Annotated in this window: 29 protein-coding genes; 3 read left to right on the plus strand and 26 right to left on the minus strand. The window is 42.4% G+C overall.

Annotated features, from left to right (window positions below):
- Window positions 1–76 precede the first annotated feature (76 nt).
- From lpdA to ASG46_RS04835, 5 genes are all read right to left on the minus strand, one after another.
- Window positions 77–1,456, minus strand: a complete 1,380-nt coding sequence (gene lpdA / locus ASG46_RS04815) for a dihydrolipoyl dehydrogenase (protein ID WP_056703452.1) — start codon at window positions 1,454–1,456, stop codon at window positions 77–79.
- A 16-nt stretch (window positions 1,457–1,472) separates the two neighbouring features.
- Window positions 1,473–2,603 carry a dihydrolipoamide acetyltransferase family protein gene (locus tag ASG46_RS04820; RefSeq protein WP_025206800.1) on the minus strand — a complete coding sequence of 377 codons (1,131 nt, stop codon included), beginning with the start codon at window positions 2,601–2,603 and terminating at the stop codon, window positions 1,473–1,475.
- Window positions 2,604–2,620: 17 nt separating this feature from the next.
- The gene (locus ASG46_RS04825) at window positions 2,621–3,658 is read right to left on the minus strand and encodes an alpha-ketoacid dehydrogenase subunit beta (protein WP_008346887.1); all 1,038 of its coding nucleotides are present in this window, start codon (window positions 3,656–3,658) and stop codon (window positions 2,621–2,623) included.
- A gap of 19 nt (window positions 3,659–3,677) precedes the next feature.
- Window positions 3,678–4,655 carry a thiamine pyrophosphate-dependent dehydrogenase E1 component subunit alpha gene (locus ASG46_RS04830; protein ID WP_056703455.1) on the minus strand — a complete coding sequence of 326 codons (978 nt, stop codon included), beginning with the start codon at window positions 4,653–4,655 and terminating at the stop codon, window positions 3,678–3,680.
- 199 nt (window positions 4,656–4,854) lie between these two features.
- Window positions 4,855–5,328, minus strand: coding sequence for a SprT family protein (locus ASG46_RS04835; RefSeq protein ID WP_025206798.1), 474 nt, complete (start codon window positions 5,326–5,328; stop codon window positions 4,855–4,857).
- Between the two features lie 99 nt (window positions 5,329–5,427).
- On the opposite strand from ASG46_RS04835, the gene cmpA reads away from it, so the two are divergent.
- Entirely contained in the window at window positions 5,428–5,562 is a 135-nt protein-coding gene (gene cmpA, locus ASG46_RS20900) for a cortex morphogenetic protein CmpA (protein WP_008346893.1), read from the plus strand.
- A 19-nt stretch (window positions 5,563–5,581) separates the two neighbouring features.
- Here cmpA and ASG46_RS04840 read toward each other — a convergent pair whose 3' ends face one another.
- The 14 genes from ASG46_RS04840 to acpS all read right to left on the minus strand — a co-directional run bounded on the left by ASG46_RS04840 (window position 5,582) and on the right by acpS (window position 16,574).
- Entirely contained in the window at window positions 5,582–7,741 is a 2,160-nt protein-coding gene (locus tag ASG46_RS04840; RefSeq protein WP_056703458.1) for a Tex family protein, read from the minus strand.
- 76 nt (window positions 7,742–7,817) lie between these two features.
- Window positions 7,818–8,417, minus strand: coding sequence for a PP2C family serine/threonine-protein phosphatase (locus ASG46_RS04845; RefSeq protein WP_008346897.1), 600 nt, complete (start codon window positions 8,415–8,417; stop codon window positions 7,818–7,820).
- Window positions 8,417–9,205, minus strand: coding sequence for an RNA polymerase sigma factor SigB (gene sigB / locus ASG46_RS04850; RefSeq protein WP_012009000.1), 789 nt, complete (start codon window positions 9,203–9,205; stop codon window positions 8,417–8,419). Before sigB ends, ASG46_RS04845 begins: the two co-directional genes overlap by 1 nt.
- On the minus strand, window positions 9,171–9,659 hold the full coding sequence (rsbW, locus tag ASG46_RS04855) for an anti-sigma B factor RsbW (RefSeq protein ID WP_007496471.1): 489 nt from the start codon (window positions 9,657–9,659) through the stop codon (window positions 9,171–9,173). The genes sigB and rsbW overlap by 35 nt, the downstream gene beginning before the upstream one ends.
- Window positions 9,656–9,985: an anti-sigma factor antagonist gene (locus ASG46_RS04860; protein WP_019744215.1), complete on the minus strand. Its 330-nt coding sequence runs from the start codon at window positions 9,983–9,985 to the stop codon at window positions 9,656–9,658. Before ASG46_RS04860 ends, rsbW begins: the two co-directional genes overlap by 4 nt.
- A gap of 59 nt (window positions 9,986–10,044) precedes the next feature.
- Entirely contained in the window at window positions 10,045–11,052 is a 1,008-nt protein-coding gene (locus ASG46_RS04865) for a PP2C family protein-serine/threonine phosphatase (protein ID WP_008346904.1), read from the minus strand.
- A 10-nt stretch (window positions 11,053–11,062) separates the two neighbouring features.
- Window positions 11,063–11,464 carry an anti-sigma regulatory factor gene (locus ASG46_RS04870; protein WP_003214085.1) on the minus strand — a complete coding sequence of 134 codons (402 nt, stop codon included), beginning with the start codon at window positions 11,462–11,464 and terminating at the stop codon, window positions 11,063–11,065.
- Between the two features lie 2 nt (window positions 11,465–11,466).
- Entirely contained in the window at window positions 11,467–11,835 is a 369-nt protein-coding gene (rsbS, locus tag ASG46_RS04875; RefSeq protein WP_003214235.1) for an RsbT antagonist protein RsbS, read from the minus strand.
- A gap of 4 nt (window positions 11,836–11,839) precedes the next feature.
- Window positions 11,840–12,670, minus strand: coding sequence for an RsbT co-antagonist protein RsbRA (locus tag ASG46_RS04880; protein ID WP_017358395.1), 831 nt, complete (start codon window positions 12,668–12,670; stop codon window positions 11,840–11,842).
- Between the two features lie 114 nt (window positions 12,671–12,784).
- Entirely contained in the window at window positions 12,785–13,135 is a 351-nt protein-coding gene (gene ndoA / locus ASG46_RS04885) for a type II toxin-antitoxin system endoribonuclease NdoA (protein ID WP_003214169.1), read from the minus strand.
- Between the two features lie 4 nt (window positions 13,136–13,139).
- Window positions 13,140–13,421 (minus strand): hypothetical protein, encoded by a 282-nt coding sequence (locus ASG46_RS04890; protein ID WP_012008995.1) that lies wholly within the window; start codon window positions 13,419–13,421, stop codon window positions 13,140–13,142.
- A 293-nt stretch (window positions 13,422–13,714) separates the two neighbouring features.
- Window positions 13,715–14,896: an alanine racemase gene (alr, locus tag ASG46_RS04895; protein WP_056703459.1), complete on the minus strand. Its 1,182-nt coding sequence runs from the start codon at window positions 14,894–14,896 to the stop codon at window positions 13,715–13,717.
- A 135-nt stretch (window positions 14,897–15,031) separates the two neighbouring features.
- The gene (locus ASG46_RS04900; RefSeq protein WP_007496489.1) at window positions 15,032–16,048 is read right to left on the minus strand and encodes an outer membrane lipoprotein-sorting protein; all 1,017 of its coding nucleotides are present in this window, start codon (window positions 16,046–16,048) and stop codon (window positions 15,032–15,034) included.
- 160 nt (window positions 16,049–16,208) lie between these two features.
- Window positions 16,209–16,574, minus strand: a complete 366-nt coding sequence (acpS, locus tag ASG46_RS04905) for a holo-ACP synthase (protein ID WP_017366663.1) — start codon at window positions 16,572–16,574, stop codon at window positions 16,209–16,211.
- Between the two features lie 94 nt (window positions 16,575–16,668).
- Here acpS and ASG46_RS04910 point away from each other — a divergent pair, with 94 nt between their 5' ends.
- Entirely contained in the window at window positions 16,669–17,274 is a 606-nt protein-coding gene (locus ASG46_RS04910) for a rhomboid family intramembrane serine protease (RefSeq protein ID WP_007496491.1), read from the plus strand.
- A 56-nt stretch (window positions 17,275–17,330) separates the two neighbouring features.
- Here ASG46_RS04910 and ASG46_RS04915 read toward each other — a convergent pair whose 3' ends face one another.
- The 7 genes from ASG46_RS04915 to ASG46_RS04945 all read right to left on the minus strand — a co-directional run bounded on the left by ASG46_RS04915 (window position 17,331) and on the right by ASG46_RS04945 (window position 24,777).
- Window positions 17,331–18,827, minus strand: a complete 1,497-nt coding sequence (locus tag ASG46_RS04915; RefSeq protein WP_056703462.1) for a PH domain-containing protein — start codon at window positions 18,825–18,827, stop codon at window positions 17,331–17,333.
- Window positions 18,817–19,296, minus strand: coding sequence for a PH domain-containing protein (locus ASG46_RS04920; RefSeq protein WP_008346922.1), 480 nt, complete (start codon window positions 19,294–19,296; stop codon window positions 18,817–18,819). Before ASG46_RS04920 ends, ASG46_RS04915 begins: the two co-directional genes overlap by 11 nt.
- A gap of 110 nt (window positions 19,297–19,406) precedes the next feature.
- Window positions 19,407–20,897: a degradosome RNA helicase CshA gene (cshA, locus tag ASG46_RS04925; RefSeq protein WP_017358400.1), complete on the minus strand. Its 1,491-nt coding sequence runs from the start codon at window positions 20,895–20,897 to the stop codon at window positions 19,407–19,409.
- A 166-nt stretch (window positions 20,898–21,063) separates the two neighbouring features.
- The gene (locus ASG46_RS04930) at window positions 21,064–21,402 is read right to left on the minus strand and encodes a hypothetical protein (protein ID WP_017358401.1); all 339 of its coding nucleotides are present in this window, start codon (window positions 21,400–21,402) and stop codon (window positions 21,064–21,066) included.
- 127 nt (window positions 21,403–21,529) lie between these two features.
- Window positions 21,530–22,222: an alpha/beta hydrolase gene (locus ASG46_RS04935; protein ID WP_008346929.1), complete on the minus strand. Its 693-nt coding sequence runs from the start codon at window positions 22,220–22,222 to the stop codon at window positions 21,530–21,532.
- A 26-nt stretch (window positions 22,223–22,248) separates the two neighbouring features.
- On the minus strand, window positions 22,249–23,613 hold the full coding sequence (locus ASG46_RS04940; RefSeq protein WP_045035108.1) for a UDP-N-acetylmuramoyl-tripeptide--D-alanyl-D-alanine ligase: 1,365 nt from the start codon (window positions 23,611–23,613) through the stop codon (window positions 22,249–22,251).
- Between the two features lie 81 nt (window positions 23,614–23,694).
- A complete protein-coding gene (locus tag ASG46_RS04945; RefSeq protein ID WP_056703464.1) occupies window positions 23,695–24,777 on the minus strand; it encodes a D-alanine--D-alanine ligase in 1,083 nt (360 codons plus the stop codon).
- Window positions 24,778–24,961: 184 nt separating this feature from the next.
- On the opposite strand from ASG46_RS04945, the gene ASG46_RS04950 reads away from it, so the two are divergent.
- Window positions 24,962–25,282, plus strand: coding sequence for a thioredoxin family protein (locus ASG46_RS04950; protein ID WP_008346934.1), 321 nt, complete (start codon window positions 24,962–24,964; stop codon window positions 25,280–25,282).
- Window positions 25,283–25,512: the final 230 nt, after the last annotated feature.

Below are 25,512 nucleotides of genomic sequence, written 5' to 3' on the forward strand. Positions count from 1 at the left end.
TCCATTATAGATAATTATAAAAGCGCTTTCAATTATTGGCTGACCCAGGAAGTCATTCGGATAGAAAGTTTCTCTATCAGCAGTGCACCGCTCGCCCATTTGTTTGCAGCAAGGCTTCGTGTATCGCCTCAGAGAGTGTCGGATGTGCCGCAATAAACTGCTCTAATGTATCAGCTGTCAGCTCTGTATGCATCATCACCGCCGCTTGTCCAATCAGTTCTGTTGCATTCGGCCCGATAATGGATACACCTAAAATTTCTTGATATTGCGGTTCGACAATGACCTTTACTTGACCAGCTGGCTGATTTAAAATTAGTGCTTTTCCATTTGCAGAGAATGCAAATTTCCCTATTCGAATCTCCCCATATTGTTTTCTAGCATTCTCTTCATTTAAACCGACACTAGCGATTTCTGGAGACGTATAGATGCACCTTGGAATCACTTGTTCATTGACCTTTACATCTTCACCTGATGCATGTGATGCCGCAATCGTTCCTTCATGAAAAGCAGCATGAGCAAGCTGAACGCCGCCTGTCACATCACCGCACGCATAGATATGCGGCAGATTGGTTTGCATATGTTCATTGACACAGATGCCATTCCTGTCAAATTCAATGCCGATCTGCTCAAGATTCAGCTCTCCCAGCCTCGGCTTTCTGCCAATTGCGACTAAACAATGATCAGACTGGATGTCACAGCGCTCCCCATGATCCTTCTCAACCACCACTTTTTTTGAGCTTGCATCAAGCTGTTTGACTGCTGCTGATGTCAAAATTTCTACACCTGCTTTTTGAAGCTGATCGTAAAGACAGTTAGCTGTATCGTAATCTTCTTCAGGTAAAATGTGTGCTGCCTGTTCAACCATGACAACCTTTGATCCCATTCTGCTAAAGATGCTTGCAAACTCACAGCCGATCACCCCTCCACCAATGATACAAAGCGAATCTGGTATTGAAGGGAGCGTCATCGCATCCTTACTATCAATGATCCACTCTCTGTCAAATGGGGCGAAAGGTAAAGCAGCAGGTTCTGATCCTGAAGCAATAATGATTTGTTTTGCCTGGATGATTTCAGATTTCCCTTCACTTTCTATCAATAGCTCATGTGCTGAAAGAAATGATGCCTTCCCATTTAACACGCTGATTTTGTTTTTATTCATCAAATAACGAACGCCATCAGTCAGCTGCTTGACGACTGACCGTTTCCGCTTTTGAACGGCATCCCAATGAATGACAGGCTCCTTCCCTGGAAGCTCAATTCCAAAATGTCCAGCTGATTTCACATGCTCGTACATATCGGCGCTTTGCAAAAGTGCTTTCGTTGGAATACAGCCTTCATTCAGGCAGGTACCTCCTAACAGGCCTTGGTCGATTAGTACAACCTCTCTGTCAAAACGGGCGGCTGTTATTGCCGCCACATATCCTGCTGGCCCGCCTCCTATAATGACAAGCGTCATTCATTTCACCTTCTTCCTATAAAAGAATGGATACTGGATTTTCTAAATACCTTTTAACAGTTGATAAAAATTGTGATGCCGGCGCTCCGTCCAGCACGCGGTGATCAAATGTCAGACTGAGTGGCAGGATCGTCCCTTTACATAATTCATTCCCACGATAAATTGGCATGTGATCCGCTTTGCCAACGCCAAGAATACCTGCTTCCGGCGGATTCAAAATTGGTGTAAAATGTTCCACACCATAGGCGCCTAGATTCGTGATTGTAAAAGTAGAGCCTTCAATTTCATCGTGGAGAAGTTTGCCTTCACGTGCTTTTTTTCCATACGATTTGATGCTCTTCGCCAGCTCAATAAGTGAAAGCTTTTCCGCATGCCGAATAACAGGCACTGCCAGACCGTGATCTAAAGCAGCAGCGATTCCAAGATGAACATACTCAAAAGTTTCGACTCTATCATTCTGATATTGACTGTTCATTGCAGGATGCTCTAGCAGGGAAAGAACCACTGCTTTGGCTACAAAATCGGTCATGGTTAATTTCATATCGTGTCGTGCTGCGGCTGTTTCGTTCAACTCAGGCTGTAATGCTGTCAGCTTTGTCACATCCGCTTTCATCGTTATTGTTAATTGTGCGCTTGTTTGCAGGCTTTCCATCATTCGCGAGGCAATGGTTTTCCGCATCATGCTTACTGGCTGATGCTTTGGTTCTTTTTGTTGTTTTTCTTTTTCATCAGGAAGTGCCCGAAGCACATCCGCTTTCGTGATTCTCCCATCTGGACCTGTTCCCACTAAAGTATGAATGTCCAGATTAGCGCTTTGAGCAATCTTACGTGCAACAGGGGAGATTTTCTTTCTCTCTTTCTTTTGTTTTGGCGTCAGGTCTTTTTCTTTCTTTTCCTCGATCTGTTCATTTCCTTCACCGATATAGCAGATGACCGTGCCAGGCGGTACACCTTCTCCCTCAGGCACTTTTATATCCAATATGGTTCCTTCTGCAGGTGATTCGATCTCCATTTCAATTTTTTCAGAGTTGATGCTTGCAATGCTTTCCCCTTTATTTACGGTTTCTCCGACCTCTTTATTCCAGACAGATACCGTTCCTTCTTTCATTGACATGCCCAATTTCGGCATCACAACCTCGACAGCCATCTTCCTCTCTCCTTTCTTTAGTTCAAGATCTTGTCATGACTCTTTCCAACCATTTCTAATACGGTGTTCACAACCTTATCAGGTGTCGGCAAATAGATATCTTCAAGCGGTGGTGAAAACGGAACCGGTGTATGAGGAGCCGTCACTTTTTTGATTGGAGCGTCAAGTAAATCGAACCCTTTATCCGCAACCAGAGAAGAAATATCTGCGGCAATTCCGCACCTTGGATTTGCTTCATCCACAATGACAAGCCGATTTGTTTTTTCTACTGAAGTTAGAATGGCTTCTTCATCGAGCGGTGACAAGCTTCTTGGATCAATCACCTCTGCTTCAATTCCTTGGGCAGCTAATTGCTCGGCCGCTTCGAGTGCTGTATGAACTTGTTTGCCTACTGCAAAAATGGTCACATCTGAGCCTTCTCTTTTCACATCTGCTTTGCCAAGCGGCAGCGTGTAGTATCGCTCTGGAACATCTCCTGTGATATTGTAAAGCGTTTTGTCTTCAAAAAAGATGACAGGGTCCTGATCCTCGATGGCTGCCAGCAGCAATCCTTTGGCATCGTATGGTGAAGAAGGCACCACTACTTTCAATCCAGGGATGCTTGTAAATAGCGCATACAAGCTTTGCGAATGCTGAGCAGCTGCTCTAAAACCCGCCCCATGTGTCGTTCTGATCGTGATCGGTACCTCTGCTTTTCCGCCAAACATATATCGGAATTTTGCTCCTTGATTCAGCACTTGATCCAGACAGGTGCCGATAAAATCATTAAACATGAGTTCTGCAATTGGTCTTAGCCCTGTGGAAGCTGCTGCCATGGCCGCACCTACATAGCCAGCTTCACTAATTGGTGTGTCAAGAACTCGCTCACGTCCAAACTCCTGAACGATTCCTTTCGTTACACCAAGCACACCGCCCCATGCTTCATCATCTTGTAAGTGATCGACATGAGCACCTCCAGCCACATCTTCCCCCATTAAAATGACATCCTCGTCTCTTCTCATGGCAAGTTTAATCGCTTCATTTAATGCACTAGACATGCTGATTTCTCTTGTCATTTTCCTCTCCCCCTTTGATTTATTGATACGAAACATACACATCGGTCAATAATTCGGCCTGATCTGGATATTCACTTTCTTCACTGAATGTAACGGCTTCATCTATCGCTTCTGCTACAGCCGCTTCAATATTTGATAGCTCCCCATTCGTCAGCAGCTGCTGCTTGATCAATTCATTTTTAAAAAGAGCGATCGCATCTCTCTCTTCTTGATGTTCTGTTTTTTCTTGATTTGTTTTGTAACGCTGGGCGTCTCCTTCGAAATGGCCATAATTCCGATATGTCATGCATTCAATTAATGTCGGACCTTCTCCATTTTTTGCTCGTTCAATTGCTTGTTCTGCGGCTTGATAAACGGCCATCACATCTTTTCCATCTACTTGAATCCCAGGAATGTCATAGCCGGCCGCTCGATCTACGATTGATTTGCAGCTTGAAGCATAGGAAAATGGTGTCGCTTCCCCGTACCCATTGTTTTCTGCGATGAAAATAACGGGCAGTTTCCAGATGGCCGCGAGATTGATTCCTTCGTGGAAAGTCCCTTGATTGTTTGCACCATCCCCAAAAAAGCAAACGCTTACATCTTCTGTCTTTTTATATTTAGCTGTGAGGGCTGCCCCGCACGCAAGAGGAAAGCCCCCTCCAACAATTCCGTTAGCACCAAGCATTCCTTTATCAAAATCTGCAATGTGCATGGATCCGCCTTTGCCTTTACAGAGACCTGTTGCTTTCCCATAGATTTCTGCCATCATTCCTTTTAGATCACAGCCCTTCGCTATACAGTGGCCGTGGCCCCGGTGTGTACTTGTAATACTGTCTTTTTCATTCAGATGAGCACAGACTCCTACGGCAACAGCTTCTTCGCCAGCATAAAGATGGACAAACCCCGGCAAGATTCCTTTTGTAAAAAGCGTGTGCACCCGGTCTTCAAATTGGCGGATTTCCTGCATTTTTTGATACATCCATACGGCTTTTTCTTTAGTCAATGCCATTTCCATTTGATAAAACCTCCTATCTTTTTTGCTTGCACTTCTACACAAGCAAAAATCGTGCCAACATGACGACGCATGAACACTTAGGTTTTGAACGAATCATACCGATGAAAAAAGAGACAAAATGAGACATGCGTCTCTTTTTGTCTCAATATGTCCACACATCTATAGAAACAAAAAAAGCATCCCCATAGAGGAATGCTTGTCACAATGAATCGGTTGTGCGCAGCCACTTTAATTTCCCTTTGCAGACGCCGCATACATAACGAGAGGTATCAAACCGTCTTTTCCTTATAAAAGACCGGCCGCATCCTGTGCAAATATATTCATGGCGTTTCTCCGCACGGCGCTTATTTTGTACGGTTTTTAGCGGTGTACAAAAACGCGGGGCTCCTACTTGTTTTAATAACGCTTTAAAATCACGGTCACGATGCTGATAGCCCTTTCCCTCAAGGTGCAGATGATAATGACACAGTTCATGCTTGATGATTCCGATTAATTCTTCTCGTCCATGCTCCTCTAGGTATCGGCGGTTCAGTTCGATGTTGTGTGTACCAAGTAAATATCGTCCGCCTGTCGTTTTTAGACGGTCATTAAAAACAGCCTGATGGCGGAATGTCTTGCCAAAGAACTGCTGGGAAATGTGCTCTGTTAACTGCTGTAACTCTCTCTCGTTCAATCAAGATCGTTCCTTTCTATAAAAACCTCGAACGGGACAATTTCCCCTATGCATACATTGAAGGTACATCCACTGTTTTGATCAAAGGAGGAATGGGCGATGCCCAACTGGCTGAAAAATCAGATGCAGAAGGCATTTTATGAGAAAAATCATTATCAAATCAAATTGCTGAATCAATGCTGGTACTTCTATAGAAAAAAACATTCAGTCACATCAAGGCACACCCCATCCTAAGGTGCGCCTCGTTTTTTTGTTACTCTGGTTTCAGCATGGAGAGGGCAACGCGGCCTTTTGCCTGGTCAACGGAGTCCACCCATACGGTCACAATGTCACCAACTGATACAACGTCAAGCGGATGCTTCACAAAACGATTGCTTAGCTTGGAAATATGCACAAGCCCATCCTGCTTTACACCAATATCAACGAATGCACCGAAGTCCACAACGTTTCTCACCGTCCCTTGCAGCTCCATTCCTTGCTTCAAGTCTTCCAATTTCAACACATCTGTTTTGAGCAGCGGTTTTGGCACTTCATCCCGTGGATCACGCTCAGGTCTTGTCAGCTGATCAATGATATCTTGAAGTGTAATTGTCCCAATGTCCAGCTGCTGGGCTGCTTCGTCCAGTTTCACTTCAGCAATTTTCTCTTTTAACTGCTCTGTGCCAAGATCGTCTGGCGTCATGTTGATCATGCGTAAAAACTGTTTTGTTTCTTTATAGCTTTCAGGGTGAATACCCGTGCGGTCAAGTGGATCTTGTCCATCTGTGATGCGCAGGAAGCCGATACACTGCTCATAAGTCTTTGCACCAAGCCTCGGGATATCCTTCAGCTCTTTTCTGCTTGTGAATCTCCCAATCTCTTCACGGCGCTTGACGATGTTTCCTGCGACGGCTTTTGAAAGACCTGACACATATTGCAGCAGCGCCTGTGAGGCTGTATTAACGTTCACACCGACTTGGTTAACAACCGTTTCTACCACAAAGGTTAACGAGCTGTTTAATTGCTTTTGACTCACATCGTGCTGGTATTGTCCTACACCGACAGATTTTGGATCTATTTTTACGAGCTCTGCTAATGGATCTTGTAATCTTCGAGCAATGGATATAGCGCTTCGTTCTTCGACTTGCAAGTCTGGAAACTCTTCTCTTGCCAGCGCAGATGCAGAGTATACACTTGCCCCTGCTTCATTCACGATCAAATATGAAACTGGCTGGTCCAGCTCTTGGATCAAGTCTGCGATGAATTGTTCGGTCTCTCTTGAGGCTGTTCCGTTTCCGATCGCAATGACTTCAATGTTGGATGATTGAACGATTTCTTTCACTTTTTGTTTGGCTTCCGCTTTTTTCTGCACAGGCGGGTGCGGATAAATGACGCCAATATGATGGACTTTTCCTGTATCATCCACGACAGCTAATTTACAGCCTGTCCGAAACGCAGGGTCTACCCCAAGTACACGTTTTCCTTTCATCGGCGGTTGAAGTAGGAGCTTTCTTAAGTTTTCAGCGAAAATATGAATGGCTTGTTCCTCTGCTTTTTCTGTCAGCTCTTTTCGTATTTCCCGTTCAATTGAAGGCTGAATCAAGCGCTTGTATGCATCATCAATGGCCGCTTCAATGTAAGGCCTCGCCGTCGTTTGCTTGCCTTTTAAGACTTGTTTATCGAGGTAGAAACGAATATTTTCAGCAGGCGGTTCGATGGCTGCTTTCAAAATCCCTTCTTTCTCGCCTCGGTTGACCGCAAGTACACGATGAGGCACAATTTTTTTAATCGGCTCTTGATAGTCGTAATACATTTCATAGACGTTTTTCTCGTCGTTTTCAACGTCTTTTCCTGATGTGACAAGACTTCCCTTTTGGTACGTCTCGCTGCGAATCCATTTCCGCATATCAGGATCATCCGCAAGCTGTTCAGCAATGATGTGCTGGGCGCCCTCCAGTGCTTCTTCTGCTGTTGTGACTTCTTTTTCTTCATTGATAAAAGCCGATGCTTTCTTTTCAATATCATCGTTTGGCAGCTTCAGTAAATACTCCGCAAGCGGCTCAAGTCCTTTTGCTTTGGCTACATTTGCCTTTGTTTTACGCTTTTGTTTAAATGGACGATATAAATCTTCGACCTCTTGCAACTTATGCGCCTGTTCGATCTTCTGTTTTAATTCATCTGTTAATTTGTCTTGTTCAGCGATTAAGCGAATCACTTCTTCTTTTCGATTCGTCACATTTTGGATATATGTATAGCGTTCAGAAATGGTTTGAATTTGCACCTCGTCTAGTGAGCCTGTCTGCTCTTTCCGGTAACGTGCAATAAACGGGACGGTGTTGCCATCCTCTAATAGCTGGATCACACTTCCAATTTGTTTTGTTGAAAGCTTTAATTCTGTCGCAATTTGTTTCAATAAAAAGTCAGATGTCTTCATACTTTGCATCCTCTCACTGTGTCTTCTCTTTTAGTGTATCAAAAAAACTGGCAAAACAGAAAAAAGGTCAGCTATTTCATGTAAGCTGACCAAGTACATAGGTGAGATCGTCTTTCTTGTCTTGTGTGTATGTTTCAAGTTGTTTGGCGATATCTGCAACTGAATGGCTATGCTTTAAACACATTCGCATGTTTGGCACATTCAGTCCGTCTGAATACATAATGAATGTCGATCCTTTTTCGTAGGAATAGGTGTATGTTTTGTATTTTCTAGGTTTACCTGATAGATATCCTGATGTCGGAAGTGGATAAATATAGTCGCCAGAAGGTGCATTCAAGATAAAACGAATGTTACCAACCGAACAATAGGTAAACTGCTGCTGAGAAAAATTCACCTTTAATATGGCCACAGTGGCCCCACGTTTATTTTTCATGGCCTGATTGCATCTATCAATGAGGGTTGTTACATCCTCATGTCCATATTCTTCGACAATTTCGCTGACTAAAGAAGATGATTCATTGGCGAACTGGCCGCTGCCTAATCCGTCTGCTACAGCACAAATTAGTTCTTCATCATCTGCTTTAATAAAAAAACTGTCCCCGCAGCATGATTTTCCTTCTTTGTTCGATTGATAGATAATGGCGTTTACATGCTCATGCTGTTCGATCTGCTTCATTACCCTAGCTCCATAGACGCATCTTCTGACAATGCATCTCGTAGCTTTTTAACTGCCTTCCGCTGCAGCCTTGATACATGCATTTGAGATATGCCGAGTAAATCGCCTGTTTCTTTCTGGCTTTTATTTTGCAAATATGTGAGATTGATAATTTCTTTTTCTCTATCTGTCAGAACGTGAAGCACACTTTCAAGCATCATTTTTTGGTTTACACGTTCGTACCCTTCTTCTTGTGAGCCGACGACGTCTAAAATCGTCACAGTGCTTCCTTCAGAATCTGCCTCTACGCCTTGGTCAACAGACAGCGCTTGATAGCTTTTGCCCATCTCCATTGTTTCAAGAACTTCTTCTTCTGTTACATCTAGATATTCTGCAATTTCTTGTACTTTAGGTGACTTTTGCGTTTCCGTTGTCAGGTGATCAACTGCCATCTTGATTCTTGGTCCAAGCTCTTTAATTCGTCTTGGTACATGGACACTCCATGTTTTATCACGTAAAAAGCGTTTGATTTCCCCGATAATGGTTGGAATGGCAAATGCCTCAAATGATTTACCGACAAGTGGATCATAACGCTTAATTGCGCCGAGTAGACCAATCATTCCAACTTGTCTTAAATCCTCATGAAAGCTTTTTCCTTTGGAGTATTTCTTAGCGAGCATATCCACAAGATTTGTATAACACTCAACTAGTGTTAGCTGCGCCTGCTCGTCTTGGTTGGATTGATAGCTTTGAATGAGGCGATCCACTTCATCTTTAGTTAGTTTCATAGTTTTGGATGGTTGTGTCATGGTCAACTCGCTCCCTGTTTAAAAACTTTGTCATCGCCACGGTAACTCCGGAGTTTGCTTGCACCTCGACTTCATCCATCAATGTTTGCATTAAGTATAAACCAAGACCTCCTTCTGCCAATTGATCCACCGTATGAGCAGATGTGTACGGCCCTAGGTCTTCCTGCTTTTGCTTAAAGTCAAAGCTACCGCCTTTATCAGCGACAATGATTTCTAGACGATCTTCATAGACAAGAAAGCGAACCGCTACCTCTCCATCTTCGCCATCTGCACCTTTATAGGCATGCTGAACTGCATTGGTACACGCCTCACTGACGGCAATTTTCAAGTCCTCAATCTCTTCGTAGGCATAGCCCATCCGGCTTGCAACGCCTGAAAGAGTCAGACGAATGATGCCTACGTATTCTGGTTTCGCCGGTATTTTCATCTCGATTAGATCTACTGATTCGTTCATTGTACCCCACCCTCTGACTTTGCAGAAATGTCAATGATGTCCTTTAGTCCAGTGATTTCAAACAATCTGACAAGCCGATCCGACAAGTTCTCAAGCTTTAATGATCCTCCTGCTTTTTGAGCCGCTTTGAACAGCCCAACAAACACACCTAAACCTGTACTATCCATGTAAGTAACATCCTTCAGACAAATGTCAAGATGCTCTCCTTGCTCTGCTTTGGGCATAAGGGTTTCTCTCAGCTCAGGAGCAGAGTACACATCGATTTCTCCGCTGACACTAATTTTCGTCTTATGATCTATTTGATGCTCTTTTACAGACATATTCATTATGCATTCACCTCGAAATTCTTGTTTCCTAAAGTTTTATATACCCGCATATTCACTTTCTAAACCTTTCTTTTAAGGACAAGTAAAGTAAAGTCATCGTGAAGCTGAAAATCTTGTAATTTGAGTAAGCTTGCATAGATAGCGTCGACCATTTCCTGCGCTGAATAGGAAAGATGCTCTGCTATGAGCGCTTTGATATCTTCGCGCTCTAAGAAGCCGTCCTCTGACTTGGATTCGGTGACCCCATCTGAAAATAAGATCACCATATCTCCTACGTCCAAATGCTGCTCATACTCCCTGTAATCAAAGTCTGGTGCGATTCCAAGGACAAGACCTTTTGCATCTAAATCGTAAAATTGATTCTCTTTTTTGCAATAGAAAAAGCCCGGCTCATGTCCAGCCGATGCGTACTTAAATTCATGTGTTTCTTTATTATAGCTGCCATAAAACATGGTGATAAACATGCTTGGGTCTACGTTTTGCTCGACCACACGATTAAGGGTTTTGAGCACTTTCGTTGGACCGCTGCCTGACTCTGGCAAGGAATCCATCGCATACTTAATCATCGACATACAGAGCGCAGCTGGAATGCCTTTCCCAATGACGTCTGCAATCGCGATATTGATTGTATCGTGATCTGTTACGAAATGGTAATAATCCCCACTCATCTGTTTTGCCGGCACACTGATGGCTCCGATATCAAATGTGTCTCCTTCTGGAATTTTCGTTTCCAGAAGGGTTTGCTGAACATTTGCAGCAATTTCAATTTCCGACTTAATTTCTTGCTGGATGCCTCTTAGTGTTAAATGCTCCTGGTAGGCAAGTCCGTATCCAATCATGACTTCAATTAAGAAGTCTAGTGAATGAAAGACATCTTCCGGCAAATCAGGGTAAAGCTCCTGAATCACTTTTCGGTGAACACTCACTATTTCTTCAGGAGGTATTTGATGCTCAATGGTTTTACGGCTAAATTTTTGAGCTTGATAAAGCGATGTTTCAGTTAAATCACTGATATAACGACTGAGCAGCTGATGATACCGCTGCTCCATTACCTCCTTAAAATCCATGGTTTCCCTCCTAGCGAAGCCACTTGACAGCTTGTATCTCAGTTCCTTGTTCTGGTGCGGAATCTAATTTAAATTCATCCATCAGTCTTCTGACGCCCGGCAAGCCTGCTCCGAGTCCGCCTGATGTAGAAAATCCGTCTTCCATTACTTTACGTATATCCATAATGCCAGGACCCTCATCGGCTGCGATGACTTTGAGTCCACGCTTTCCGCGCTCCATTACTTCTTCTATACAAATCTGACCTTTACCAGCGTATAAATAGATGTTACGAGCTAATTCTGAAATGGCCGTCGTAATTCTTGCTTGGTCAACTGTTCCAAAACCAAGTTCTTTTGCAACATTGCGCCCCAATTGTCTTGCTGCGACTATGTCCCATTCCGTCAATATTTTTACACAGGATTGGTCTTTCATATCTATTCCCCCAATTCCCGCTTCAGTGTCTCAAGCCCTTGTTCAAGATCTAGTGCTGTCTGAATTTCTTCCAGTGAAATGCCAAGTTCAATAAGCGTCACAGCGACTGCCGGTTGTATTCCTGTTAATACAACTTTTGCCCCCATGAGCTTGGACATGGTGATCACATCACCTAATACCTTGGCGATAAATGAATCAATCATATCGACGGATGTTAAGTCAATGACCACACCGTTTGCTCCTGTTTCATGAATTTTATTCAGCAAGTCTTCTTGAAAGTGAAGAGCTGTTTGATCATCAAGCTCCCACTGTATTGAAATCAGAAGACAATTATATAATTTTAAGATTGGAATCTTCGGGTGATTTCTCAATTGGTTATCCCTCCAATGAAACAATTTTTCGATTTGTCATTTCCAAAGCAGTTTGAATTCCTTTTTGAAGGGTATTCTTTGTTGTAACCTGAGATAAATCAATTCCAAGGTTAACGATCGTTTGGGCTATTTCTGGGCGAATACCGACAAGTAAACACTTCGCTCCTACTAATCTCACAGCCTCTGACGCTTGAATGATATGGTGGGCCACCATTGTGTCCACGACAGGTACACCCGTGATATCAATCAAGACGACCTGTGAGCGATGTTTGACGACACCATTAAGCAGGTTCTCCATAATTTTTTTCGCACGATCTGTATCAATTGTGCCAACAAGTGGCATGACGGTGATGTGCTCAAATACAGGGATTAGCGGGGCAGAAAGTTCCTGCAGCGCAATTTTTTGAAGGCTGACGGTTTTTTCCCATGAGATGGAATACTGGTTTAAGATCTCATTATGGATGGGTGTGATGAATCGATCGATTTGCCAGATGAGGTCATGACTTTCTTGTGTTGTATCTTTGTCATCGTTCATTTTTTCATATAAATGTGTACGGATTTCTGTTAGACCGTTTGCCAGTAACTTAAGTGATATACCCATTTGAACAATTTTTAAAGCAAAATTTTGCACTTTTTCTTCAAAATCCTCATGATCCCCCTCTGAAAGGGATGTAATGATGAGTTGAACATATTCCGAACAGATGGTTTCATACATTTTGTCGTTCAGCATCATGTCCGTTTCTTTTTCTCCGAGTCGTTTTAAAATGTCCGTCCACTCTGTTTCTAATTCCTTTTGGTGCTTTCTTGCAAAAGCTAACACGATATGATTCGACATGTTTTACCCCCTACTTACATTTAAAGCTCTTCTTTAGTCTTTCTTCATTATAACGTTAAAAAAAATTGAACACAAAAAAAGTTGCTCCCAATAGAGCAACCAAGTATCACCATATTAAAAATCAATAAGAGCCAAACTAACTTGTAAGGCTTCATCAACCTTCTCCATCATCTCATCATCAAGATGTGTGATTTTATCTGTCAATCTTTGTTTATCGATCGTACGAATCTGTTCCAAAAGAATGACAGAATCTCGTTCAAAGCCGTAGCGCTTTGCATTAATTTCGACGTGAGTCGGTAATTTCGCTTTTTGTATTTGGGCTGTTATGGCTGCAACGATAGCAGTCGGGCTGAAGCGATTTCCAATGTCATTTTGAATCACCAATACTGGGCGAACCCCGCCCTGCTCGGAGCCAACAACAGGAGATAAATCAGCAAAGTAAACATCACCGCGTTTAACAATCAAATGTTTAACCCCCGCTGACTAATCGCTCAACTGTATTCTCAGCCTCAAATTCTGCGTATTGTGCCTCTGAAGAGATATTCAGATTAATTTTCGCCATCTCCATGTAGCCGCGTCTCATCGATTCACGATTTTGTCGAATATTACGTTCACGAATATACGTTTTTGTCGCTCGGTAGATCAATTCATTTCTTGTTACCTTATCCTGCTCTGCTACTCGTTCGATCTCAGACATCAAAGTCTCCGGCAGTCGAATCTTCATTTCGTTTGTTGCGCTGGATTCAGACAAAAAACATACACCTCCACAAAACTTACGGATACCGTTTCGATCCATTCCAAGACTAATCATACCATTATTCAATGCACAAGCAAAGCTGTTTTTTCATGATTTCTTATTAGAACATGAAGCGGCTCGCCACCCGTAAATCAAGATGATAATGGAGTTCCTCTTTCCCATTATACGCTTTTTTCCGAAAATCATACGGTATTTCCAAAATCTCTAAAAAAGGGAGAATGTTTAAGATGCCTTTGTAGAATAAAAGAGAACGATGTCAGTTTGAACATCGTTCCCGTGGATGCTGTTTATAAAAAGCTTGGCCCGCCTTGAAGCAGCGGATTACGTACATGAACCCTTTTGCCGTCCTCTATATAGACTCTTGGGACGCGGTAGCCAACAGAACATGTGACTTCGTAGTTAATGGTTTCAAGCCGCTTGGCTATTTCATCGACAGATATCTTGTCTTCGCCTTGTGTCCCGATGAGCACGACTGGCTCACCTGCCGGAATGTCCTTTTTCAAATCAACCATGAATTGATCCATACACACCCTTCCAGCAATTTTTCGGCGTTTTCCGCCAACGAGCACTTCTGTTCCGGCAAGCTTCCTGATCCAGCCGTCTGCATACCCGATTGGAATCGTACCAATCCATGTATCTTGATTCGCTGTATAAGTTGCACCATAGCTCACGCTCTCACCCTTTTGAATGGGCTTTACATGTGCAAGTTTTGTATGAAGAGATAATGCTTCTTCCAGTTGAAACGGCAATTCATCTTTGATTTCTTCCGACGGCGACAGCCCGTACATACTGATGCCAAAACGAACCATATTAAATATAGTGTCTTTAAACCTTAGACCTGCTGCACTGTTGGCGCAATGAATGAGCAGTTTGTCCGTATGAAGCGGTTGAAGCAATGTTTTAAACGTATCAACCTGCATACCGAAGTAGTTTTCATCTTTTTCATCCGCTGTCGCAAAGTGAGTAAATACGCCTTCCAGTTGTAAAAAAGAATGATCGTGGACAAGCTCTTTTACTTCGCTCACCTGCTCGATTGTTTTCACACCTAACCGATTCATGCCGCTGTCGATTTTCAAGTGGAAACGAATGGGTTGTCCCATCTGCCCTTTCATCACTTTGACGACTTCTCTTAGCCAATCGATCGAGTAAGCAGTCATGATAACGTTGTATCTAACGGCGACTTTGACATACTCTGACGGTACTGCGCCGAGCACAAGAATCGGGGCTTTGATACCTTTATTTCTTAAAGAAATGGCTTCATCTAAAAAAGCGACGGCTAATAGGTCTGCTCCTGCTTCGAGGGCAGCTCTTGCCACTTCTATATCTCCATGTCCATATGCATTGGCTTTCACAACAGCCATTAGTTGGACGCTTTGACCAATATGGTCTTTCATATGTGAAACATTATGCTTGATTGCTGATAAATTAATTTCTGCCCATGTGTCTCTATAAAAGGCGTTTGTGTCCATCCGTCACACTTCCCTATTGAATGATTCAATCCCCTCATATGATACTAAAAATCAGGAATAAAGTGAAACAAATCAAAGAAAATCAGCCCTTGTATAGGGCTGATGTTTCATTTCTAAGGCTCTCGCCTGAGGTATTTATTTAGCTGACTGGCCTTCTACACTCTTTGCAACCATCAAGAGCTCTTCCTTCGATAGATCACTTGAAGAAATCAAGTAGTCAACTCCATCAGATGTCCAAGAAAGAGATTTGTCTGTCAGAACACCCACTGTCATGCCAAGGTCGACTGGCTCGCCATTCATCGTCACAGGCGTAGACGCTTCTGCTACCCGCGCTTTTTCCTGAATAAGCGTGAAGGATTTCTTTCCGCCATACGTCATTACATACCGCTTTCCAGCATCTGTTGTCATTTCTTTCTCTTCCATTTTCTTCACGCCCTCTGGCATATCCACAGGCGTTTTCACAGCAAAGCTGTCAGATGGATCTGCACTTGTGGCAACATCCATTTGAGAAAGTGTCATATTTTTCTTTTCATCAAAGGCGTCTTTGTCAAAGGATTTGTTGAATTCAAAGTGAGAGAATTCTACTTTCACCATTGGCTTTTTATCGCTATCCAGTACTTTCACACTGGCAGGCGCCATTGTTTTTTTATGAAAGGTAATCTCTTGGGTCGGCAGCATTTGGTTGTGCTGATAGTTGGTTTTTGTTTCAAAAACGTACTTCGACTCTTTTGCTTTGAACTGAGCTGCACTGTCATTTTTAATGTCTTTCACAAGTGATTCAAATAAATACACCTGACTGCTGTTGTTCGGCCAATCGCTATGGAAGCGGAAGCTTTTGTTTAATGAAGGTGTCAGCACAAATACACCATTACCATTTCTTAAAATGACTTGACTCTGATCCTTCTTCGGATTTTCTAAGTAGACACGGTAAAGCTCCGGCTTCTTGTACCAAATTTCCACATGGTATTCCTGCGGATCATTTCCTGTCTCAATGGTCATTTTTGCTTTGGCTTTGTATGATGTCATTTCCTCTGCCTTTTTGTTTAAATCTCCAACGATATCCTGTTGAGATTTTTGACCGCATGCGGAGAGAATCAGTACAAAAAGGATCCCCGTTACAAGCAAAACAAAGCTTTTTCTCACCCTTTTCAACCCCTTCGTTAATTGTGTTAAAAGGAAGAAACCGCTTGTTTGACTTTAACAGTACGCCTCAAGAGTTAACTGCGTACCGCGAACCATCAAAGCCTGTTAGCAACTCGCCCTTCCTTATCGCACTACCCAATATATGAAGGGGGGACAAACAATATGCAGACTAGCTTGACAACCTTTCAATTAAAACTTGTGCTGCAGCATATTCTTTTGTGTGTGTAATGGATACATGAACGTAGTCTTCTTTTGTTTTCTCACTTTTGATGAGAGGTTTTCCGTTCGCATCTTTTTGTATCTCGATGTCGTGAAAGCTGACATACTGACCAATTCCCGTACCGTATGCTTTTGCAAATGCTTCCTTCGCCGCAAAACGTCCTGCCAGAAACTCCAGCTGTCTCTTTTCACTTAGTGTGCGAAAGACTTCCTGTTCACGTAAAGTCAAAATTCTTTCTGGTAAACGGGGCTGCCTGCTAAGAACTCGTGACAGCCGGCCGATCTCTACAATATCCATACCGATTCCTTTAATCATGAGGTACCTCCTATGATACTCGTACTAATTTGGATGTTCGCTTCATAAACGTGTTACTATAAACTTACCATTATCTAGTCAAAAGGGGTTTGTTATGTTTATTCGAACGGAGAGCTTTCAACAATTTATTAGATCGTATCCAATCGTAACAGCGATCCTTGCTTTGCAAATCGGCCTATGGCTTTTATTTGCAATCCCTATTCCAATGATCCAGCTTGGGCAGGACCATCTCGTTGGTTTTAATTATGGTGTTGCAGCAGGAGAATGGTGGCGGCTTTTAACGCCTATTTTTCTTCACGGAAGTCTGACACATATTCTGTTCAATTCCATGTCGCTCTTCCTATTCGCTCCAGCACTTGAGTATTTGCTTGGAAAGGTTCGATTTCTTGTGATTTATCTGGGTGCTGGATTCATTGGCAATCTCGGAACCTATTGGGTGGAGCCTTTAGAGTACGTACATGTCGGGGCTTCTGGTGCGATATTTGGTTTATTTGGCGTCTATCTTTATCTTGTCCTATTTAAACCGCATATGATGGACCGGGGTAATTCTCAGGTCATCTTAACGATTCTCGGCGTTTCTGTCATTATGACGTTCGTCAACTCGAACATCAACATCATGGCCCACTTATTTGGATTGATAGGCGGCATGATCCTAGCACCGATCACCCTATTCTTCCATTCAAAAAAACGACGCTATTAAGCTCATAAAAAATGTCGATCACTCCGTTTAACGGGAGCTGATCGACATTTTTTTGTTTAAGTTGATTGATTCGTTTCATAGGAATACCAATCGCATACACGTTCAGCATCTTCCTCTTCAAGGTGATGCACACCAAAGGAATCAAGCAAGGCAGAGGACTTCACAAAGGTGTGAATACTTGCCACCCGCCCTTTCTTTTGAAAATAGGATTGGGTCATCGTATAGTTTTGCATTCGTTTTCTTAAAACAATTCCGGTGGTCTTTCCGATACCTCTTGTCGTTAATTGAATCAGTTGATCTTTGATCACATATCCTGATTGTTTATAGGCTAAATACCCAAAGAACAAGGCAAATGGTAATGGAATCAGTGCCAAATATCCCCATGGTGGAAAACGTACAGAAAGAATTATACCTACAAGTAATGGAACAAATCCGTAAGATATCAGATAACGTTTTAGTGAACGCTTCGGCACTTTTTTCAATTCACTTTCTGGTGCCAGCTGATATTGATCTGTAAATTGCGTTAACAATTCATTGATTTTTTTCTTCCGTATGAGTGGAAATAAGACAGAAGAGGTCTCTTTTTCTGTAATGGAACCTCCTGCGCTGACAAGCATGACCGTCGCAAAACCAAATGGTTCACGCAGAATATTTTCTTTGATTTTCACTGCTTGAATTCTCGCAAGCGGAATGGTCATTTGATGCCTTTCGATGAGTCCTCTTGTGATGATGATGTCTTTCCCTTTTCGTTTTGCGTTAAAATTCGCATATTGAAGGGCTGTTACCCCAACACTAAGAATCCACGCAATCAATACGGCAATAAATATGAGAATCGCATAAATCTCAACACTCGCATGACTTAAAAAAGAGAATTGCTTGACGAATCCGTCCAAAGGCAGAATTTCATCTATTTGTGTGTAAATGGCGAGACACCCAGAAATAATGACGCCGATTCCGCTTGAAGTGGTCGCAGCCAAAAGTAGCTCTGGTATACCCATTCGGTAGGAAACACTGATTTCTTTTTCTACAGGCTGTTGCGCTGTCAGAGGATCAGGGAGATCTAAATTTTCATCATTCATTTCTTCTTGTTGCAAGCTTTTCTTCCGGTTGAAAATCGATTGCTTTAATTGCTCAGCTTCTGCTTTTGTAATGGCCGTCAGGCTCACTTCAGGTCCATCCGTCCCGCCTGCCGTTTCGATTTGCACCCGAACCAAACCGAAAATCCGCTGGAAGATGCCTTCACTTGTATTCACCGTTTGAATTCGTTCTAACGAGATATACTTTTTCTTTTTGGTGATGACACCTGATTCCACTCGAAATTCATCGTCTTCCATTCGGTAGGTGAATCGTCTCCATGCTAAAACGGTTGAAACAGCTTTCCATAAAAGAAGCACACCAAGAATGATGAACGCATAAAAACGAATACTTGAATTCGAGTTCACAAAAATAAGCACGAAAAAAGGGATGATGAAGTTTTTGATCATGGATACGGCATCTGATATAAAATCAATGAACATCGAGATTGGATGTACACGTTTTGGTTCAGACATCATCTTCCGTCACCCTTGCTAATCGAGATATGTAATCGCGAAGCTCATCTGCCTCTTCTAATTCCAGTGCCGGAATATCATGCACTGTCGCAGCAGTAGAAATTTGAACAGATGCCAACCGGTAGCGCCTTAAAAGCGGCCCTTGGGATGTATCCACATGCTGAACACGTACCATTGGCACAATGACACGTGTGACACGAATCAATCCGTGCTGTATTTCAATTTCGTTCTCAAATACTTCGTAGCGCCAGATGTGATGGCGGATTTTCGGAATGAGCCAGATTCCGAAGATGACCTGTAAAATCCACAAACCGATGAGGATGGCTCCAATCCAATATGGCCATTGAAAATAATAACTAGCTACAAATACCCCAATGATGATGAATAAGAAAATCAATGAGATAATTCCATTTTGAAGACGCCATACTTTTAATCCATTTAAGCTGATTTGACGTTGCGGCTGTTTTCTCACATTCTTCCCCCATTCTCTTACTTTTCTATCAATATATTACGAAAGAAAACCTAAAAAGTTTCATTAGACCTGTTAAAAAAAGCGAACCCTGCAAAGGATTCGCTTTTGAATTAGTTGTTATAAGATTTCTTTTGACGACGATCGTTAGAAGAACGATTGCGGTCATTTGAAGAACGCTTTTTATCACCGTAAGATGAACGGCTTTTTCCGCGATAGCCGCCTCCGCCGCCACCGTCTCTACGTTTTGAAGAGCTGCGGTTGTTACGATTGCGTTTTGAAATCATTGGTGCTTCATCTGTCAAACGAACAGGCGTTGCATCCGGCTCTTTTGTCATCATTTTGATAGCAGCCGCAACCACTGTAACAGAGTCATGATCTTCTAACAATTCAGCAGCTGCTGTCATGTAGAAGTTCAAGTTGTTTTCACTAATGATTGTGCGTAGACGGTCAACTGTGACTTGTTGTTGTCCTTCAATTGCCTCGTCTAGAGTTGGTTCTTTCATACGATCCATTTTACGCTTAGTCGTTTGCTCAATCGCACGAAGCATATCTTTTTCACGTGGTGTAATGAATGTCATCGCCATACCTGTACGTCCAGCACGGCCTGTACGTCCAATACGGTGTACATAGCTTTCTGGATCTTGTGGTACGTCGAAGTTATACACGTGTGTAACACCTGAGATATCAAGTCCACGTGCTGCAACGTCTGTTGCTACAAGCACATCGATTGAACCTTCTTTAAATTTACGAAGCGCAACCATACGTTTCGCCTGAGTCAAGTCACCATGAATTCCTTCAGCTGTATAACCTCTAAGGTTTAATGCTTCAGTCAATTCGTCAACACGACGTTTCGTACGGCCGAAAACAATTGAAAGCTCTGGTGATTGAATGTCAAGAAGACGAGTCAATGTATCGAACTTCTTACGCTCGTGAATATCCAAGTAGAACTGCTGGATGTTAGATACAGTCATTTCTTTCGCTTTTACTTTTACATGTTCTGGGTTTGTCATGAAACGCTCTGCAATACGCTTAATTGGTGCAGGCATTGTCGCAGAGAATAAAAGTGTTTGGTGTTCACTTGGTACATTTGAAAGGATCGCTTCAATGTCTTCGATGAAACCCATGTTAAGCATTTCGTCTGCTTCATCAAGCACGACTGTTTCAACATTTTGAAGACGCATTGTGCGACGATTAATGTGATCAAGTAAACGTCCTGGAGTTCCTACAATGATATGAGGATTTTTCTTGAGCGAACGGATTTGACGGCCGATATCTTGTCCACCGTAAATTGGAAGTACACGTGCACGCTTGTCTTGGCCGATTTTGTATAGCTCTTCAGATACTTGAATCGCTAATTCTCTTGTTGGCGCAATGATAATCGCTTGGATGTTAGGAGACGCTGGATCGATTTTTTCTACAAGAGGAATACCAAATGCTGCAGTTTTTCCTGTTCCTGTTTGTGCTTGTCCGATGACATCTTTATTCTGAAGACCGAGAGGAATTGTTTCTGCTTGAATCGGTGTTGCTTCTTCAAATCCCATGCGGTTAATAGCTTTCATGAGACTTTCGCTTAATTGAAAATCTTGAAACGTTATAGTCAATTTATTCAAACTCCTTCTAATTGCTGTTTCAGTAATCTCGTGAATGATCATTAAAAACTGCCCTTTGTATGAAAGGACAGGTCCATTATATACAAAGCCCGAATTACCCTACATTATATCTTACCATTACACTATTTGTTTTTCAACAAGACAGAAATGGATATATCTACTGCTCGACAATGACCGATTCACCTTCACTTTGATCTCCGTCCATCCATTTCCACTTTTCAAACAGTTGAATTTTTCCGTTATCCAGCTGCTTAGGAGTGGAATGACATGAACCGCTTCTCATGCTGCCATCCTTACTTACATGGTGATATCTAAAATGAAGTGCTCCGTCTTTATTCACAGTTCCTACAAGCACGCCAGATTGAATACTGCCGCCTTGATATGTGCCCGTTAAAATATTCCCGTCCTGACGATATTGAAATATGGTTCCTTCTGATACTTCCCCATTGCTCGAATTAGACTGCGGGATAAAGGTTTTTCCGTCATATTGAAACAACCGAATCGACCACCTTTTCTTACCTATTGTAACATAGGCCTGTCACTCATTCGACAAAAATGATGCAAATTTTAACAAGTGGGATTCAATTTATATTAGTTTAGCCACATTTTAGCTTTTCTATAGATTAAATTGTTTTTTTTAGAAATTGTTCGACTTTCTCAAACAATTGCTGTGCACAAGGCTCATGACAAACGTGATGTTTACAATCAGGTAAATAGAACATTTCTTTCTGACGGGACGGGATTTTATGATAAATGAATTCCGCACTAGAAGCGGGGACGATCCCATCACTTTCACCTTGAACGATCAAGACAGGTAGATGAAGCTTTTCAAGAGAACCTTTCGTTTGCTTCACCAATTTCATAAATTCTACAGCAGCTGATAGCGGTGTACTCGTCAGCTTATGACGATATCGATCATACAATGGGTTCGTATCAATCAAACCAGACAAGGATTCCTTCACCATCTGCCTTGTGTCTTGAATCATTTGTTTTGGGTTTACATATTTAGCAGCAGCACTTAACAGAACAAGACGGGCCACTGGATACTTCGCTGCTAAATATGAGGCAATCATCCCGCCCATAGAAAAGCCGACCAAATAAATGGTGTCACATGTTCGGTAAAGGGATAAGAGTTCTAATTCAGCGGTGGCAATCCACTCCTGATAGAGAATGCCTTTGAGCTGAAGTTCCTCCCCATGCCCCGGAAGCGTGACAGATTGTACCGTCCAATCTGTCGTCTGCTTTAAATATTCCGCAAGCGGCTCTACTTCATACGGGGCACCAGTAAAACCGTGTATACATAGACAGCCAATCACCCTGTCACCTTCTTTGCCGATCTGATTTATAGTGCAGTAATAACGTCTTCCAATCTCATGCCACGGGAAGCTTTGACCAGAACGACATCGTCAGGTCCTGCCACATCCGTTAGTTTTTTCTTCAGTTCTTCTTTGTCCATATAAGAAGACACACGGTCGTCTCCAAATGCTTTCTTTGCTCCTTCAGCAATGAATGCGCCAAGACGGCCAAACGTTAAAACATGATCAATAAACTCAGGCTTGATGTACTCCCCTACTTCAAAATGATAGGTCTCTTCTTCACTGCCCATCTCCAGCATATCTCCGAGAACGAGTATGCGGTTAGCAAAGCCATCCATATCTCCTACAAGATCAATCGCTGCTTTCATCGACGTAGGACTCGCATTATACGCATCGTTGATAACCGTGATGCCCTTATCTGTTTTAAACAGTTCTAAACGCATGCCTGTCAATTTCGTTTGCATCAGCCCTTGGGCAATTTGTCTTTCATTCAGACCGAAATGCTGGCCGATTGCAATAGCTGCAAGAGCATTCTTTACATTGTGTTTCCCTAATACAGGAATGAGAAACCCTTGAGCATATCCCTCCACTTGAAATTCAGTGCCTTCAGCGAGTTGGTGAATGTGAATCACCTTGATATCACAGTCCTCTGATTCTCCAAACGTTTTTACGCTGCGTGCCAGGGCATTTGCTCTTTGGCGGAGTAAAGGCTCATCTCCTAAATAATAAAAAGTCCCATCCTCTTTTAACCCTTTTGTGATCTCACATTTTGCATCTGCAATAGCTTCTCTTGATCCTAAATCCTGCATATGAGATTCTCCAATATTCGTGATGACAGCTGCATCAGGTTCAGCGAGTTTAGATAAAAATTCGATTTCCCCTTTTGCACTCATGCCCATCTCTAGTACAGCAATCTCGGTTCCTTCTGGCATCGCAAGGATGGTCAGTGGAAGTCCAATGTGATTATTAAAGTTGCCATCTGTTTTGTGGACTCTGTATGTCGTTTGTAGGACAGAATGGATCATATCTTTCGTCGTTGTTTTGCCATTACTTCCAGTAATACCGACAACTCGAGGGTTTTCCTCTTTTAAGTATGATTTTGCAAGCTGTTGGAGTGCTGTCAAAGTATCCTCTACAAGTATGACAGGTACACCGAACGGTGGATTCGCTTCTGTTTGATTCCAAAGAACCGCTGCCGCTCCAAGCTCCACTGCTTTTGAAGCAAAAGTGTGACCGTTAAAATGTTCCCCAATAAGCGGGATAAATAGTGCGCCTTTTGATACTTTTCGTGTATCTGTTGTCACTCCGTGTATCTGTTCTTCGCCAAAAGCTTCATTCGATAATGTGCCACCAGCCATTTGGGCGACTTGTTTCACTGTACGTTTGATCATGTTTTTTCGCCTCTCTTTCTCATTTCACGTTTGAAGGAAAAGAGACACTACCTGTAGGATAGTGTCTGCTTGCTTCTTACATTAAAAAGTGGTTTTAATGGTTTGTTTTTCTTGATGGCGTTCAATTGCAAGTGACACCAGCTTCTCAATCAGCTCAGGATACTCTACACCAGTATGTTTCCAAAGCAGCGGGAACATACTAAAAGGTGTGAATCCTGGCATTGTATTCACTTCATTGATCAGCACTTCGCCTTCTTCTGTTAGGAAGAAATCTGCACGTACGAGGCCAGATCCATCAATGGCTTTAAAAGCCTTAATCGCCATATCGTGAATCGTCTTGTACTCTTCCTCTGTCACACTCGCAGGAATGATCAAATCTGTATCGCCATCTTCATATTTTGCTTTGTAGTCATAAAAATCTGTTTTAGGTGCAATTTCACCAACGACTGAGCATTTCGGCTCGTCATTTCCTAATACACCAATTTCAATTTCTCGTCCTACAACGCCTTCTTCCACAACAACACGACGATCATATTGGAAAGCCAAATCAAATGCTGTTTGCAGCTCTTCTTTGCTGCGGCATTTACTAATTCCGACACTTGATCCCATGTTGGCAGGTTTCACAAAACAAGGATACCCGAGAACTGCTTCTACCTGTTCTAGACTGTCTGATATGGCTTTCTCATAATCCTTTTTATTGAAGGAAAGATGCTTTGCCTGCGCAAGCCCAGCTTGAGCAAACACATCTTTCATCATGACTTTATCCATACCCGCAGCAGACGCGAGAACGCCGTTACCAACATACGGGATATTCATTAGTTCAAGTAACCCTTGCATGGTCCCATCTTCACCATTTGGCCCATGTAGCAATGGAAAGACAACATCAATCTTTTCATCAGCTGATGCAGGCTGTGGAAACATGCTTTCATTTAAAGAAGTTGGTAAAAACGTCTTTGCATTTTGTTCAAATTGAAGCATTTTGACGTTTGATACTGGTTCAGTGAGTTTTTCTCCTCTTAGCCATTCGCCCTCTTCTGTAATATAAATTGGATGTATATCGAACTTCTCAGTGTTAAGTGCTTTCGTAACTGCAAGGGCTGTTTGCAGTGATACATTATGTTCGGCTGACTTTCCGCCGTAAACCAATCCTAAACTTATTTTCAATGGATACTCCCCCCACTAAAATTCATCTTTACTATCTTATCACTTTCAAGCAAAAATGCTCTAATTAATTTTTGTTGTTACGGAATTGAAATGATTTGTAAAGGTTGTAAGCGCCCCCCGAGCATTTGTATGTCATTCGCCTTTATTTTATATTAAAATGACATTGAAAAGGAGTTGTGACAAATTGAAAAAAATTACAAGCACTGAACAATTCAACGAAATCATTCAATCAGACAAAGAGGTCATCGTTAAATTCTTTGCGACATGGTGCCCTGATTGCACTAGAATGGACATGTTCATTCCAGACATCTTAGAGGCTTATGCTCAGAATGAATGGTTTGAAATAAACAAAGACGACTTTCCTGAGTTAGCGGAAACGTATCAGGTCATGGGAATTCCTAGCCTGTTAATTTTCAAAAATGGCGAAAAAACAGGTCATTTACACAGTGCCAACGCTAAATCACCTGAAGAAGTAACAGAGTTTCTTCAAGAACACGTTTCATAACTCATTTGAATGGAGACATCAGCCAACTCATGCTGGTGTCTTTTTTTATATCCTTTTAAATCAAATCTCTTCATAAGACGAGATGTGCGGCTAAAATGTTTCAACATCGACAGGAATGTTTGATCTGATTTCATGACAAGGTTTGACAGCGGATTATTTCCTGGGAAAGAATTCATCGTCGATATGGATGGGAATATGTCGGTTACGTGAATTTTCTGAATTGAATCTTT

This window comes from Bacillus sp. Leaf49, assembly GCF_001426125.1.
Classification (GTDB): domain Bacteria; phylum Bacillota; class Bacilli; order Bacillales; family Bacillaceae; genus Bacillus; species Bacillus altitudinis.

Bases quoted from the DNA above. Each gene is read 5' to 3' on its own strand.
- ASG46_RS04845 (WP_008346897.1), bottom strand. From the start codon at position 8,417: ATGAAGCAGATCGAACAGCATGAGCATGTAAACGCCATTATCTATCAA.
- ASG46_RS04865 (WP_008346904.1), bottom strand. From the start codon at position 11,052: ATGGATTTTAAGGAGGTAATGGAGCAGCGGTATCATCAGCTGCTCAGT.
- ASG46_RS04870 (WP_003214085.1), bottom strand. From the start codon at position 11,464: ATGAAAGACCAATCCTGTGTAAAAATATTGACGGAATGGGACATAGTC.
- rsbW (WP_007496471.1), bottom strand. From the start codon at position 9,659: ATGAACGAATCAGTAGATCTAATCGAGATGAAAATACCGGCGAAACCA.
- alr (WP_056703459.1), bottom strand. From the start codon at position 14,896: ATGGACACAAACGCCTTTTATAGAGACACATGGGCAGAAATTAATTTA.
- ASG46_RS04940 (WP_045035108.1), bottom strand. From the start codon at position 23,613: ATGATCAAACGTACAGTGAAACAAGTCGCCCAAATGGCTGGTGGCACA.
- ASG46_RS04840 (WP_056703458.1), bottom strand. From the start codon at position 7,741: ATGAAGACATCTGACTTTTTATTGAAACAAATTGCGACAGAATTAAAG.
- acpS (WP_017366663.1), bottom strand. From the start codon at position 16,574: ATGATTAAAGGAATCGGTATGGATATTGTAGAGATCGGCCGGCTGTCA.
- ASG46_RS04820 (WP_025206800.1), bottom strand. From the start codon at position 2,603: ATGGCTGTCGAGGTTGTGATGCCGAAATTGGGCATGTCAATGAAAGAA.
- cmpA (WP_008346893.1), top strand. From the start codon at position 5,428: ATGCCCAACTGGCTGAAAAATCAGATGCAGAAGGCATTTTATGAGAAA.
- ASG46_RS04880 (WP_017358395.1), bottom strand. From the start codon at position 12,670: ATGTCGAATCATATCGTGTTAGCTTTTGCAAGAAAGCACCAAAAGGAA.
- sigB (WP_012009000.1), bottom strand. From the start codon at position 9,205: ATGACACAACCATCCAAAACTATGAAACTAACTAAAGATGAAGTGGAT.
- ASG46_RS04825 (WP_008346887.1), bottom strand. From the start codon at position 3,658: ATGACAAGAGAAATCAGCATGTCTAGTGCATTAAATGAAGCGATTAAA.
- ASG46_RS04910 (WP_007496491.1), top strand. From the start codon at position 16,669: ATGTTTATTCGAACGGAGAGCTTTCAACAATTTATTAGATCGTATCCA.
- ASG46_RS04830 (WP_056703455.1), bottom strand. From the start codon at position 4,655: ATGGAAATGGCATTGACTAAAGAAAAAGCCGTATGGATGTATCAAAAA.
- ASG46_RS04860 (WP_019744215.1), bottom strand. From the start codon at position 9,985: ATGAATATGTCTGTAAAAGAGCATCAAATAGATCATAAGACGAAAATT.
- lpdA (WP_056703452.1), bottom strand. From the start codon at position 1,456: ATGACGCTTGTCATTATAGGAGGCGGGCCAGCAGGATATGTGGCGGCA.
- ASG46_RS04915 (WP_056703462.1), bottom strand. From the start codon at position 18,827: ATGATGTCTGAACCAAAACGTGTACATCCAATCTCGATGTTCATTGAT.